Origin of the sequence: Pantoea sp. RG18 (assembly GCF_025910075.1) — a bacterium.
In the GTDB taxonomy this organism is placed as follows: Bacteria; Pseudomonadota; Gammaproteobacteria; order Enterobacterales; family Enterobacteriaceae; genus Pantoea; species Pantoea agglomerans.
The window spans coordinates 13,091-26,494 of sequence record NZ_JAPCIL010000002.1 but is presented as its reverse complement, the minus strand read 5'-3'; the positions used below and the strand labels follow the sequence as shown (position 1 = coordinate 26,494).

Sequence of the window (13,404 nt, the reverse complement as noted above, 5' to 3'; positions counted from 1 at the left end):
ACGGGAAGGTGACAGCGGCAGTGACGCCGCTGTGGGGGAATTAAAGCATCAGGAAGGCGTAACCGCTGTTTTCCAGGGTCGCAACGGTGGTGCCGCTGGAGATAGTGTGAGTGACCATCGGGTCGATCCAGTTGCGCTCAAGCTGATGAAACGCCACTGACTGATCGCAGATAGTGACCTGAACGCCCGCTTTTTTCAGCTCGCTGATCAGCTTCAGGTTCGGGTTATCGACGCCGTAGGCTTTGCTGAACTGGTCATTATTCAGCGCTGATGAAACCGCGTCGCCGTTAATTGACACCACAAATTTCAGCTGGTCGAGTGGCACACCTGCCGCATAATAGAGGTTGGTGACGCGCGCTACGCGCTCCAGACCGAGATTCGGCTTACGAATATCCCCTTCACTGCGGTTGATCTGAAATACTATTTTATTACTCAGGCCCGCTGTCGTGCCGGGTTTAAATGCAGGCGTATCGACATAATGTATTTTTCCGTAGCCTTCAATCGCTGGCGTACTCCAGAAATCAGCAGGTTCGGATTTATTATCCGCCATTTTCCCGCTGACCTTATCGAATAATTCCGGCAACTGTAAAACATTGCCGCCGATAAATCCCGCTACGGCTGCCATCACCACTAAAGCTGCTGGACGCATTAACTCTTCTCCCGATCGTTTAAAACATCAATTACATTGCCAGCCACGCGTATCCCTGGTTTTGCAGGGTTGATACGGTGGTCGGACTGGAAAGCGCATGGACCACAGATTTATCAATCCAGTTATTAGGATAGTGATGGAATGCCACGGACTGATCGCAGACCGAGACTTTCACTCCCGCCTGATTCAGCTCATTAATCAGCTTCAGGTTTGGATTTTCGATGCCATAAAACTTTTTAAAATGGGCGTTATCCAGCATGGCGGGCGTCGCATCGCCGGTGACCGAAACGACAAACTTCAGCTGATCGGCCGGAATGCCGGAGGCGATATATAAATTCACCACGCGCGCCACACGCTCCAGTCCCAGATTGGGCGCGGTCATCGCGCCATCGCTTCGGGTAATCTGGAAAACAATTTTATTGCTCAGGCCTGCCACCGGTTTAAACGCGGCGTCGGGCTCATAATGAATTTTGCCGTAACCTTCAATCGCCGGTGTGCTCCAGAATCCCGGGGCTTCCTGTGGCTCGGTTGCAAAATGGCGTGTCACTTTGTCATAAATCTCGCCACTCTGTGTGACAGCCGCGCCAACGACTCCGCCAATAATGGCGATTAACGCGTATGAAACAACTGAACGCATAACACTTCTCTCCGGCAAATAATGGCTGGCAGATTCAGGACTGAATCAGGTCGGCTATCTATATCACAGCGCAGGCATAATTCTCGCCTGCGTAAATTCAGGTCAGCGCGCGGCTGATAACTGCTGAAATTATTCACCTTCCGTATTAATCGAAAAGTTTCATTATGAGGAAAAAAAGGTCTTAATCAGAATGGACCTGACTTTTTGTGCTTTTTTCCATTTCTGTGACATTAACAGCAATAAATAACAGCCAGTTGTAGCTGGAATAAGCAGGATAACGGCGGAAGCTACGATTTAATTTATCAATGGCGAAGAGGAGATTCACGGCTCAGAGAGGGCTATTTTTTCAGAGTAGACCTGGAAAAACTCATGCCATAGTCAGTTTTTTTGAGTGAATTTACATAACTTTAAAAAAATCCGATCACAGGCTAAATCTGCGCGGCAGCAGATTCTGCTTTATTCTGCCGAAGCGCATTGGGAATAAATGAATAAGGCGTTACTTAACCGCTCACAAACCCGGCGATACTCCGCCAGGTTTTATTCGTTTAACCGCGGTTTAAGTTGGCAGGATGTTCAGTTTTTTTCGTCAAAATGGGCGATCTTGCACAAATTACGTTGGTCGTTTGCCAGAAAACGACATTTCATTCTTTTGATGCTCTGGTTAAGATAGTCACGAACCGTCGTTATCTGCGAAAAATGGAACATTCCCGCTGCGCACCTGTCCATTTTCAGGGCCTCTCTACAGGATTAAGGCATGTTGAACCGGTTAAAGAAAACGCTGATCGCCGCGCTCCTTCCGACGCTCATTTTCACTACTCTGTCACCTGCTTACGCCGATGTCAGTGATTCACTTCCCGATATTGGCACTACGGCCGGTTCGACGCTGTCGATTAATCAGGAACTGCAGATGGGCGACTTTTATGTGCGCCAGCTGCGTGCCAGTGCGCCGCTGATCAACGATCCGCTGCTTAATCAGTATATTAATCAGCTGGGTCAGCGACTGGTGTCGCATGCCGACTCAGTGAAAACCCCGTTCCACTTCTTTCTGATTCAGAACGATGAGCTCAACGCCTTTGCCTTTTTTGGTGGCAACGTGGTGCTGCACTCAGCGCTGTTCCGCTATACCGAAAATGAAAGCCAGCTGGCGTCAGTAATGGCGCATGAGATCTCACACGTTACCCAGCGCCATCTGGCGCGCGCAATGGAAGATCAAAAGCGCAATGCGCCACTGACATGGGTCGGTGCGCTGGGCTCTATTCTGCTGGCAATGGCCAATCCGCAGGCGGGCATGGCAGCACTGACCGGCACTCTGGCGGGAACTCAGCAGGGGATTATCAGTTTTACCCAGGGTAATGAGCAGGAAGCCGACCGCATCGGAATTCAGGTACTGCAGCGCGCCGGGTTTGATCCCCAGGCGATGCCGAACTTTTTACAGAAGCTGGCCGATCAGAGCCGCTTCTCCTCGAAGCCTCCTGAAATTCTGCTGACGCATCCCCTGCCCGACAGCCGTCTGGCGGATGCCCGCAACCGCGCTAACCAGATGCGCCCGGTGGTGGTGCAATCTACAGAAGATTTTTATCTGGCAAAGATGCGTTCACTGGGCATGTACTCCACCGGGCGTAATCAGCTCACCGACGAACTGCTGAGCCAGTATGCCAGCGGCAATTCTCGTGAGCAGCTGGCGTCACAATATGGCAAAGCCATACAGTTTTTGCAGGCGAAAAGCTTTGCCGATGCGAAGCGGATTATGACGCCGTTGCTGGCGAAACAGCCGAATAACGTCTGGTTCCTGGATCTTATGTCAGACATCGATATCGGCCTGAATCAGCCACAACAGGCGATCGCCCTGCTCAGCGCCGCCACCAGTGCAAAAAACAGCCCGGTGGTGCAGCTCAACCTGGCCAATGCCTACGTTGAAGCGAAACAGTATGCCAATGCCAGCCGCATTCTGAATCGCTACACCTGGGCTAATAAAGATGATCCCAACGGCTGGGATTTGCTGGCCCAGGCGTCTGCACAGCAGGGATTGAATGATGAAGAGTTATCGGCGCGGGCAGAGAGTCTGGCGCTGAATGGCCAGCTCGATCAGGCGATCACCGCGCTTGGCAGCGCCAGCGCACAGGTGCCGCTCGGCAGCCTGAAACAGGCGCGCTACGATGCCCGTATCGATCAGCTGCGCCAGTTACAACAGCGCTTTAAGCAATATCAGAAAGGTTGAGCATTCACGCTGCGAATAGAGGAGAGCCTGAGATGGTGACGATTTACCACAACTCGCGCTGCAGCAAGAGCCGCGAGACGCTGGCACTGCTGAACGCCCGCGGGATCGAGCCGGACGTGGTGCTCTATCTGCAAGCGCCGCCCGATCGCGAGACGCTGGAAATCCTGTTACAGAAACTGGGAATGCAGAGCGCACAGCAGTTGATGCGGACTAAAGAGGCGATCTATAGCGAACTGGCACTCAGCGACAAAAGCGAAAGTGCACTGCTGGATGCGCTGGTGGAACATCCGGTGCTGATTGAAAGGCCGATAGTGATCAATGGCGACAAGGCGCGGATCGGACGTCCGCCCGAAGCGGTGCTCGACCTGTTTTAAAGGCCGAGTGTCTCTTTCACAAACGGAATGGTGAGTTTACGCTGGGCGCTGATCGAGGCACGATCAAGCCGATCCAGCGTATCAAACAGGGTGCGCATCTCACGATCCAGTCGCTTCAGCAGGAAGCGTCCCACATCTTCCGGCAGCTCAAATCCGCGTAACCCGGCGCGCAATTGCAGCGCCTGTAATTTGTCTTCGTCGGAGAGAGGCTGCAGGCGATAGATCTGCCCCCAGTCCAGCCGCGAGGCGAGATCGGGCAGTTGCAGATTAAGCTGGCGTGGTGGACGATCGCCGGTAATAAACAGGCGCGTATTACCGGTTTCCAGAATACGGTTATAGAGATCGAAGATCGCCATTTCCCATTCAGGCTCGCCTGCAATGCACTCGATGTTATCGATGCAGACCAGTGACAGCTGCTCCATCCCTTCCAGTACTTCCGGTACAAACCAGGTGCGTTTATCCAGCGGAACGTAACCGACCGCTTCGCTGCGCGCTGACATCTCGGCGCACGCGGCGTGCAGCAAATGGCTCCGCCCTCCGCCTTCGCGTGACCAGAAGTAGAGATAGCTGCCATGTTGTTGGTTGAGAGCGCCTTTCAGCGCGGCAATCAGCGACGGGTTTTCCCCCGGCCAGAAGCTGGAGAAGGTTTCATCGTCAGGTAAATAGAGTGGCAATGACAATTGTGCCGGCGTGTTCAGAAGCACCTCAGCAAGAGAACAAGCAAAAAATCGGGGGAAGTCTAACACAGTTTTCAGAAAGAGATGAATGGGGCGTCCCTGCCCCGATCCTGTCAGGCTTGCTGCGATCACGGCTCGCGCGATTCTTCAGCCTCCAGCACCACTTCTTCCGGGCGCAGCAGTGAGATCACACGGAAGATCAGCGCTAATCCAACCCCTACGATTGTCGCCAGCGCCATGCCTTTCAGCTCTGCAGCACCGATATGCACCTTCGCACCGCTGACGCCGATGATCAGGATCACCGAGGTCAGGATCAGATTTTGCGCTTTGTTGTAATCGACTTTGGATTCGATCAACACCCGGATACCGGATGCGCCGATCACGCCATACAGCAGCAGCGACACGCCGCCCATTACCGGTACCGGGATCGCCTGGATCACCGCCGCCAGTTTGCCGACACAGGAGAGCAGGATCGCCAGAATCGCCGCGCCGCCAATCACCCAGGTACTGTAGACGCGGGTAATTGCCATCACCCCGATGTTTTCGCCGTAGGTGGTGTTAGGCGTTGAACCAAAGAAGCCGGAGATGACCGTTGATAAGCCGTTGGCGAACATCGAACGATGCAGGCCAGGGTCGCGAATCAGATCTTTCTTTACGATGTTGGCGGTGACTACAAGATGACCGATATGCTCGGCAATCACCACCAGCGCTGCGGGCAGGATCGTCAGCATCGCCACCCACTCAAAGCGCGGGGTATAGAAGGTTGGCAGCGCAAACCAGGGGGCTTTGACCACGCCGCTCCAGTCAACGATGCCCATAAATGCAGAGAGCAGATAACCCGCCACCACCCCAACCAGAATCGGGATGATCGCCAGGAAGCCACGAAACAGCACGGAACCGAATACCGTCACTGCCAGCGTGACCAGCGAAATCAGCACGGTTGTACTGTCGGGCGCACTGCCTTCCGCGGGCAGCAAACCCGCCATATTAGCGGCTACCCCTGCCAGCTCCAGACCGATGACGGCGACAATCGCGCCCATCGCCGCCGGGGGAAACATCACATCGAGCCAGCCGGTGCCCGCGCGTTTGACAATCAGCGCCACCAGACAGAACAGCACGCCGCACAGGATAAATCCGCCCAGCGCGACCTCATACCCCAGCGGCAGCAATAGCAGTACTGGCGAGATAAAGGCAAAACTGGAACCGAGGTAAGCGGGAATTTTGCCTTTACAGATAAAGAGGTAGATCAGCGTCCCTACGCCGTTAAATAACAGCACCGTCGCCGGGTTGATGTGGAACAGAATCGGTACCAGTACCGTGGCACCAAACATGGCGAACAGGTGTTGCAGGCTGAGTGGAATGGTTTGCAGTAACGGCGGTCGTTCACTGACGCCAATGGCGCGACGAGTCATCATTTATCCCCTTGTGTTATTTATCCCCCATGGCGCACGCCTCTGGCACAGCAGCAGGCACGCCGGTGAGCCTCGCAGCCACACCAAACCCGTTCGGGGATCTTTTTTTTGCCAAAAAAAAGCCGACTCTCTGGTCGGCTGTGCGATTTATTTGGTTCCGAAAATCTTGTCCCCGGCATCGCCGAGCCCGGGAATGATGTAACCCTTCTCATTCAGTCCCTGATCCACTGACGCGGTGTAAAGCTCAACGTCAGGATGCGCTTTCTCCAGCGCGGCAATCCCTTCTGGTGCGGCAACCAGTACCAGCACTTTAATGCTGGTGCAGCCCGCTTTCTTCAGCAGGTCGATGGTGGCGATCATGGAACCGCCGGTCGCCAGCATAGGATCGACGACCAGCGCCAGGCGCTCTTCGATGTTAGAGACCAGCTTCTGGAAATAGGGAACCGGCTCCAGTGTCTCTTCATCACGGTAAACACCCACCACGCTGATACGGGCGCTGGGAACGTGCTCCAGCACCCCTTCCATCATGCCCAGGCCGGCACGCAGAATCGGCACCACCGTGATTTTTTTGCCTTTGATCTGATCGATCTCTACCGGGCCGTTCCAGCCCTCAATGGTTACGCGCTCTGTTTCCAGATCGGCGGTCGCTTCGTAGGTCAGCAGGCTGCCCACTTCAGACGCCAGCTCGCGAAAACGCTTTGTACTGATATCATGCTCACGCATCAAGCCCAGTTTATGTTTGACCAGCGGGTGTCTGACTTCCACGATCTTCATTGGTGTTCTCCCGGAATGAGTTGAGCTAAAAAAAAATCGCGGGATTATACCGCCTTTTACGCTCCGCGCCACCTGCTCTTGCGCAAAGCCGCGGGTTTTAACGGGACAAATAGAGGATTAATGAAAATCGCCCGATGCGCAATCCCGGACTCGCAAACGTTTGCCTGCACTGATAGAATTGCCGCGCTTTATTTTAAACCACCAACCGCAACTCGCGTGGGGACCTCGCAGTGACCGACAAAACCTCTCTCAGTTACAAAGACGCCGGTGTTGATATTGATGCTGGTAACGCTCTGGTTGACCGTATTAAAGGCGTAGTGAAAAAGACGCGTCGCCCGGAAGTGATGGGTGGACTGGGCGGTTTTGGTGCGCTTTGCGCGCTGCCGCAGAAATACCGTGAACCGGTGCTGGTCTCCGGCACCGATGGCGTTGGCACCAAGCTGCGTCTGGCGATGGATCTCAAACGTCACGATGCCATTGGTGTTGACCTGGTGGCGATGTGTGTCAACGACCTGGTGGTACAGGGCGCCGAGCCCCTCTTCTTCCTCGACTACTACGCTACCGGCAAACTGGATGTGGATACCGCCTCTGCGGTGATCACCGGCATCGCCGAAGGTTGTCTGCAGTCGGGTTGTGCGCTGGTGGGCGGTGAAACCGCTGAGATGCCAGGCATGTATCACGGCGAAGATTACGATGTGGCCGGTTTCTGTGTTGGCGTGGTGGAAAAGTCAGAGATCATTGATGGCAGCAAGGTGCAGGATGGCGACGTACTTATCGCCCTCGGCTCCAGCGGCCCGCACTCCAACGGCTATTCGCTGGTGCGTAAGATTCTGGAAGTCAGCAACACCGATCCGCTGGCTGAACAGCTGGAAGGCAAACCGCTGGCCGATCATCTGCTGGAACCGACCCGCATCTACGTGAAAAATATCCTGAGCCTGATTGAGCAGGTCGATGTGCACGCTATCGCACACCTGACCGGCGGCGGCTTCTGGGAGAATATTCCGCGCGTGCTGCCCGACAACACTCAGGCCGTCATCGACGAGAAGAGCTGGCAATGGCCGGCCGTCTTCAGCTGGTTACAGCAGGCAGGCAACGTCAGCCGTTTCGAGATGTACCGCACCTTTAACTGCGGCGTCGGCATGATCATCGCCCTGAGTCCGGCAGACGCGGACAACGCGATTGCGCTGATGCAGGCTGCGGGCGAGAAAGCCTGGAAGCTCGGCGTAATTAAAGCGTCTGATGCCGAAGAGCGTGTGGTCATCAACGGATGAAAAAGCTGGTTGTACTGATTTCCGGCAACGGAAGTAACCTTCAGTCCATCCTTGACGCCTGTGCAAGCGGGCGGATTCACGGCAGCGTGGCTGCCGTGTTCAGCAACCGCGCCGCCGCTTATGGCCTTACGCGGGCGCAGGAGGCAGGGATTCCCGCCCACTCGCTTGCCGCCAGCGACTTCACTGACCGCGAAGCCTTCGATCGCCAGCTCATCGCTGAAATCGAAGCCTACAGTCCAGACCTGATTGTGCTGGCAGGATATATGCGCATTCTCAGCAGCGCGTTCGTGGCCCATTTTCACGATCGCCTGCTGAATATCCACCCTTCCCTGTTGCCGAAATATCCGGGTCTGCATACGCATCGTCAGGCTCTGGAAAATGGCGATAGCGAACATGGCACCTCCGTACATTTCGTCACTGACGAGCTGGATGGGGGTCCGGTGATCCTGCAGGCAAAAGTCCCGGTATTTCCCGGCGACAGCGAAGCGGAGATTACGGAGCGGGTGCAGCATCAGGAGCATGCCATCTATCCGATGGTAATCGACTGGTTTGTTGAGGGTCGTCTGGCGATGCGTGACGGTAAGGCCTGGCTGGATGGCGAACCGCTGCCGCCGCAGGGTTATGCTAACGACTGACGCGACAGGGGAAGCCGGGGCTTCCCCTGAAGTGCTGGCGGTCGGGGTAAAGGCTCAGGGAACCTTTGAGCCGTCTGACATAACAACCTGCTCAGCTCCCGTTACTGACTTAACCGTAGCGCCCCGTAATATAATCTTCGGTCCGTCGCTGTTTTGGCGCGGTAAAGATACGGTCAGTCTCATCAAACTCCACTAACGCGCCCTGATGCATAAACGCGGTGTAATCTGACACGCGAGAAGCCTGCTGCATGTTGTGCGTCACCAGCACCAGCGTGAAATGCTGCTTGAGCGTGGTCATCAGCTCTTCAATCACCAGCGTGGAGATGGGATCCAGCGCGGAGGTCGGCTCATCCAGCAGCAGAACTTCCGGTTCAATCGCGATGGCGCGGGCAATCACCAGCCTCTGCTGCTGTCCGGTAGAGAGCGTCAGCGCATTCTGTGACAGCTGATCTTTGACCTCACTCCACAACGCCGCCGCGCGCAGCGCACGTTCACAGGCTTCGTTCAGCACCCGCCGATCGCGTACACCCTGTAAACGCAGCCCGTAGACCACATTTTCATAGATCGATTTTGGAAAAGGATTAGGGCGCTGAAACACCATGCCGACCCGACGACGCAGCGCCGAGAGATCCTGCTCAGGTCGCAGGATCGGCTGCGATCCCAGCAACACCTCACCCTCGACCCGGCAATGATCAATCACATCATTCATGCGATTAAAACAGCGCAGCAGCGTTGATTTGCCACAGCCGGAGGGACCAATCAGCGCGGTAATCTTGTTTTTCGGCACCTGCAGCGAAATAGCCTGCAGCGCCTGGCGCTCGCCATACCACAGCGACAGCTGGTTAACGGTCAGCGCGATATCCGTGTCGGACGTCATAGTCATAGCCTGTTATTGAGTCATAAGGCGATAGCGTTCACGCAGACGGTGACGCAGACCCATCGCCAGCAGATTAAGCGACAGAATAATCAGCACCAGCAGCAGCGCGGTGGCGAACACCAGCGGCCGGTCAGCTTCAATATTCGGACTCTGAAACGCCAGATCGTAAATCTGGAAGCCCAGATGCATAAATTTGCGATCCAGATGCAGATAAGGAAACACCGCGTCGACGGGCAGTTCCGGCACCATTTTTACCACGCCAACCAGCATCAGCGGCGCGGTTTCACCAGCGGCACGCGCCACCGCCAGAATCAGGCCGGTCAGCATGGCAGGCACCGCCATCGGCAGCACCACGTTCCACAGGGTTTCCGCCTGAGTCGCGCCCAGCGCCAGCGAACCCTGCCGCAGGCTGTTGGGAATGCGGGATAGTCCCTCTTCGGTCGCCACAATCACCACCGGCAGCGTTAGTAACGCCAGAGTCAGCGACGCCCACAGCAAACCAGGTGTCCCGAAGGTGGGATTGGGCAGCGCGCTGGCGAAGAAGAGCTGGTCTATCGTGCCGCCCACCAGCCAGACAAAGAAGCCCAGACCAAATACGCCATAGACGATTGAAGGAACGCCTGCCAGATTGACCACCGCGATGCGCACCAGTCTGGTCAGCGCATTGCGTCCGGCATATTCATGCAGCCAGATGGCGGCGATGACACCCAGCGGCATCACGACCACCGACATCAGCAGCACCATCAGCACGGTGCCAAAGATCGCCGGGAACGCCCCGGATTCACTCTCGCCTTCAGCGGGTGAATCACTGACGAAACGCCACAGCTGATGCAGAAAATGCAGCGTTTTGCCGGTCAGCGTCATCGCGTTCGGCTTCCAGCTGTCAACGATTTCGGTCAGCGGGATCGCATGTTCGGTGCCATGCACATCCCGCAGGATTAACAGATCGCGCTGACTCTGCTGTTGCAGCGAAGCCAGTGTCTCGCTCAGCTGATTAAAACGGCGCTGCAAAGCGGCCTGATTGGCCTGATATTCTGACTCGGCCTGCAGATCAAAGCGCCCGGCAGCACGGTTTGTGGCCGCCTGCTCATCAAGCTGCTCACGCTGGCTGTTGAGGCGCGCCATATCGACCCGGCGAATCTGATTAGCCTGCCGCACCAGCATCTGCACCTGTCCGAGCCGCTGATGTAGCAGTGCATCAGGATCCTGCGCAGTCAGCTCTTCATTATCCTCACGCAGGCCGACAAACCAGCCGTATGCCTGACCGTGGCTGCGGCGCTGCAGCACCATGATGTCCGCGGGCTGGCTGACCTGCGCCGCCGTGCGACTGTAAACCACCCGGAAATCGGGTGCGTCCCAGTCACGGTTACCGGTTTTAATCAGATAACGATTAACCTGTCCGCCGCTGTTGCCCTGCTCATCTGCCGGGGCCGGAAAGCGCCGCTGATGTTCCAGGGTTTCACCCAGCAGGCGCGTCTCGGCCCCTTCAGGCTGGCTAAACGTGTAGAGATCGACGCGCTGCGGCCAGAAAGCGCGCACGCCCTGCCAGGCCAGTAACCCAATCAGCAGCGTAAAGGCCAGCAGGCAGACGGCTACGGCACCGGCGGTTAGCCAGCGCCAGCGATCGTTCTGTTGCATCGCTTTCATGCCTGCTCCTCGTGCTGGCTGTAGCGCTGGCGCAGCCGCTGACGGATCAGCTCGGCAACCGTGTTGATCACCAGCGTAAACAGCAGCAGCATCAGGGCGCTAAGAAACAGCACGCGATAATGAGCACTCCCCGCCGCCGCTTCCGGCATCTCAATGGCGATATTGGCGGACAGCGCGCGCAGGCCGCTGAACAGGCCACCTTCACTTTGCGGCGTGTTGCCGGTCGCCATCAGCAAAATCATGGTTTCTCCTACGGCACGCCCCAGACCAATCATCAGGGCGGCAAAAATACCGGCGGAAGCACCCGGCAGCACGACGCGGGTCAGGGTTTGCCACGGCGTCGCGCCCAGTGCCAGCGAGCCCTGCCCTAACGCTGCGGGCACGCTGAACAGCGCATCCTCAGAGAGGGTAAAGATCAGCGGTACCAGCGCAAAGCCCATCGCCAGCGCGGCCACCAGCAGATTGCGCTGTTCGTAATGCGGCAGCCAGTCGCCCGCATCCGGTATCAACAGCGTGGGCAGCCACAGCGTCAGCAGCGTGACCAGCAGCAACAGCGGCAGCAGAATCAGCACTTCACGACCCGGCTGACGCCAGCGCGGCGGTAAACGCGCGCTGAATACGCCGCACAGCAGCAGCGTGCCCGCCAGCGTCAGCGGCAGCAGCAGCACACCCACCAGCGCCTGACCAATATGCGGCGCGAGCCAGATCCCGGCAATCAGCCCCACGACCACGCTTGGCAGCGCACCCATCATCTCAATGGCCGGTTTGACCCAGCGTCGCAGGCCTGGCGCCATAAACCAGGCGGTGTACATCGCCGCCGCCAGCGCCAGCGGTGTGGCAAACAGCAGCGCTAAACTCGCCGCTTTCAGCGTACCCATCACCATCGGCATCAGGCTGAACTTGGCCTGATAACTGTCACCCGCCGCGGTCGATTGCCAGATCCAGTCCGGTCCGGGATAATTTTCATACCAGATTTTTTGCCAGAAATTGCGCCAGGTGACGTCCGGCCACGGATTATCAAGCCGCAGAGTCTGCCAGCTTCCCGCCCGTTCAATCAGCAGGCTGTCGCCACGTGGCGAAAACTGCGCCTGCACAATGCCAGGTTCCAGCTGACGCTGCAGTATCGGGCCATTCTGCTTGCTGGCAAACAGCCGTAACAGCCCCTGTTTGCTGAGCGTCGCAAACACGCGGCGTTGTGATTCCGTCACCAGAATGGTCTCGCCGTCGCTGTTGGCAAAGGTACGAATGCGCTGCAGGCGCGGCCCCTGTTCGCTGGCGATAGCAAACCACTGTGTGACGCCGCTGCCATCCTGGATCAGCAGGCTTGTGCCGCCCACCAGCAGATGCAGACTTTTTGGCCGCTGCGGCAGGGTGTGCGTTTCGCGCAATAGTGCACGGTCATCGTCAAGTTGCCAGACTCGTAGCAGATTGCCTTCGGTGGTGTAGAGCAGATCGCCGGACGGAGAGAGCGCCAGCAGATCCAGCTGGCGTTGCGGCAGTGGGATAACCGAGGCCTGGCGATCGGTGCCAAGCGTCAGCACCCGGAGTCCGGCCTTAGTAAGTGCGGCTATACGCCACTGACCCGCATGGCGTGTCGCCAGCGCCATCTTCGTCACTGCGCCATCAGGCAGATGAAAAGGTTTATCGCCCAGCGGAAAACGCCACTGCTGGTCGGCGGTTGGCTGCATCAGTGTCAGCGCACCCTGCATATTCAGCAGTAGCGTCTGCTCATCGGCACTCCGCACTATCTCCCCGGGCGGCGGGGTCAGCGCCAGTGCCGGTTCCGCAGGCTGACCATCCAGCGGAATAAAACGCGCCGCACCGCGCTCGCTGATGCGCCAGCCGACCTTCCCCTGATTGCCAATCGCTAAGGCTGGCGCACGATCCCAGAGTTGCTGGCTGGCCGCAATCTGCAGGCCCGGCGCATTAAACAGCGGTAATACCACGCCAATCAGCCAGCAGAAGAGCAGCAGCATCAATAGCAGGATCGCCACGCCACAGCAGGTGACCAGCCGCCGCGTCAGACGGTCAACGGCACGACGCTTACGATCGCTGAATTGGACAGGAATGTGGTTTGCGCTCATGCGGTTCCGCTAGCAGGCCAAAATAAGCCGCTATGTTGCCCGTAGCCGATTGATAAGACAACTCCTGGCGTTGGACAACGCTGCCATACTCTCGCCATAATGTTGGTGGATACTGGATCTTCAGTCCTGCAACCGCTAAATGGAGTGAG

12 protein-coding genes are annotated in these 13,404 nt (G+C 56.9%); 4 read left to right on the top strand and 8 right to left on the bottom strand.

Annotation, left to right across the window (positions count from 1 at the left end; all coding sequences use genetic code 11):
• Nucleotides 1–40: 40 nt before the first annotated feature.
• The gene (locus tag OK409_RS00635) at nucleotides 41–649 is read right to left on the bottom strand and encodes a DsrE family protein (protein WP_010671341.1); all 609 of its coding nucleotides are present in this window, start codon (nucleotides 647–649) and stop codon (nucleotides 41–43) included.
• A gap of 31 nt (nucleotides 650–680) precedes the next feature.
• Nucleotides 681–1,286: a DsrE family protein gene (locus OK409_RS00630; RefSeq protein WP_010671340.1), complete on the bottom strand. Its 606-nt coding sequence runs from the start codon at nucleotides 1,284–1,286 to the stop codon at nucleotides 681–683.
• Nucleotides 1,287–2,040: 754 nt separating this feature from the next.
• Between OK409_RS00630 and OK409_RS00625 the strand changes: the two genes are divergently transcribed.
• Together OK409_RS00625 and arsC are read left to right on the top strand one after the other, a co-directional pair.
• Complete coding sequence (locus tag OK409_RS00625) at nucleotides 2,041–3,504, top strand: tetratricopeptide repeat protein (protein ID WP_264366644.1); 1,464 nt, start codon at nucleotides 2,041–2,043, stop codon at nucleotides 3,502–3,504.
• Between the two features lie 32 nt (nucleotides 3,505–3,536).
• The gene (gene arsC / locus OK409_RS00620; protein WP_264366643.1) at nucleotides 3,537–3,878 is read left to right on the top strand and encodes an arsenate reductase (glutaredoxin); all 342 of its coding nucleotides are present in this window, start codon (nucleotides 3,537–3,539) and stop codon (nucleotides 3,876–3,878) included.
• Here the strand turns inward: arsC and hda are convergent.
• The 3 genes from hda to upp all read right to left on the bottom strand — a co-directional run bounded on the left by hda (nucleotide 3,875) and on the right by upp (nucleotide 6,741).
• Entirely contained in the window at nucleotides 3,875–4,576 is a 702-nt protein-coding gene (gene hda / locus OK409_RS00615) for a DnaA inactivator Hda (RefSeq protein WP_195719715.1), read from the bottom strand. The two genes, arsC and hda, sit on opposite strands and share 4 nt — an antisense overlap.
• Before the next feature lie 107 nt (nucleotides 4,577–4,683).
• Nucleotides 4,684–5,967, bottom strand: coding sequence for a uracil permease (gene uraA / locus OK409_RS00610; RefSeq protein WP_010671338.1), 1,284 nt, complete (start codon nucleotides 5,965–5,967; stop codon nucleotides 4,684–4,686).
• 147 nt (nucleotides 5,968–6,114) lie between these two features.
• Entirely contained in the window at nucleotides 6,115–6,741 is a 627-nt protein-coding gene (gene upp, locus OK409_RS00605; protein WP_009088774.1) for a uracil phosphoribosyltransferase, read from the bottom strand.
• Nucleotides 6,742–6,971: 230 nt separating this feature from the next.
• Between upp and purM the strand changes: the two genes are divergently transcribed.
• Together purM and purN are read left to right on the top strand one after the other, a co-directional pair.
• Nucleotides 6,972–8,012 (top strand): phosphoribosylformylglycinamidine cyclo-ligase, encoded by a 1,041-nt coding sequence (gene purM, locus OK409_RS00600; RefSeq protein ID WP_010671337.1) that lies wholly within the window; start codon nucleotides 6,972–6,974, stop codon nucleotides 8,010–8,012.
• Nucleotides 8,009–8,647, top strand: a complete 639-nt coding sequence (gene purN, locus OK409_RS00595; RefSeq protein WP_033778678.1) for a phosphoribosylglycinamide formyltransferase — start codon at nucleotides 8,009–8,011, stop codon at nucleotides 8,645–8,647. Before purM ends, purN begins: the two co-directional genes overlap by 4 nt.
• 109 nt (nucleotides 8,648–8,756) lie before the next feature.
• Here the strand turns inward: purN and pstB are convergent, their stop codons facing one another.
• The 3 genes from pstB to OK409_RS00580 are packed head-to-tail and all read right to left on the bottom strand — an operon-like array spanning nucleotide 8,757 to nucleotide 13,255.
• Nucleotides 8,757–9,524 (bottom strand): phosphate ABC transporter ATP-binding protein PstB, encoded by a 768-nt coding sequence (gene pstB, locus OK409_RS00590; protein ID WP_010260068.1) that lies wholly within the window; start codon nucleotides 9,522–9,524, stop codon nucleotides 8,757–8,759.
• A 12-nt stretch (nucleotides 9,525–9,536) separates the two neighbouring features.
• Entirely contained in the window at nucleotides 9,537–11,171 is a 1,635-nt protein-coding gene (pstA, locus tag OK409_RS00585; RefSeq protein WP_010260070.1) for a phosphate ABC transporter permease PstA, read from the bottom strand.
• Complete coding sequence (locus OK409_RS00580) at nucleotides 11,168–13,255, bottom strand: ABC transporter permease subunit (protein WP_264366642.1); 2,088 nt, start codon at nucleotides 13,253–13,255, stop codon at nucleotides 11,168–11,170. The genes pstA and OK409_RS00580 overlap by 4 nt, the downstream gene beginning before the upstream one ends.
• Between the last annotated feature and the right edge of the window lie 149 nt (nucleotides 13,256–13,404).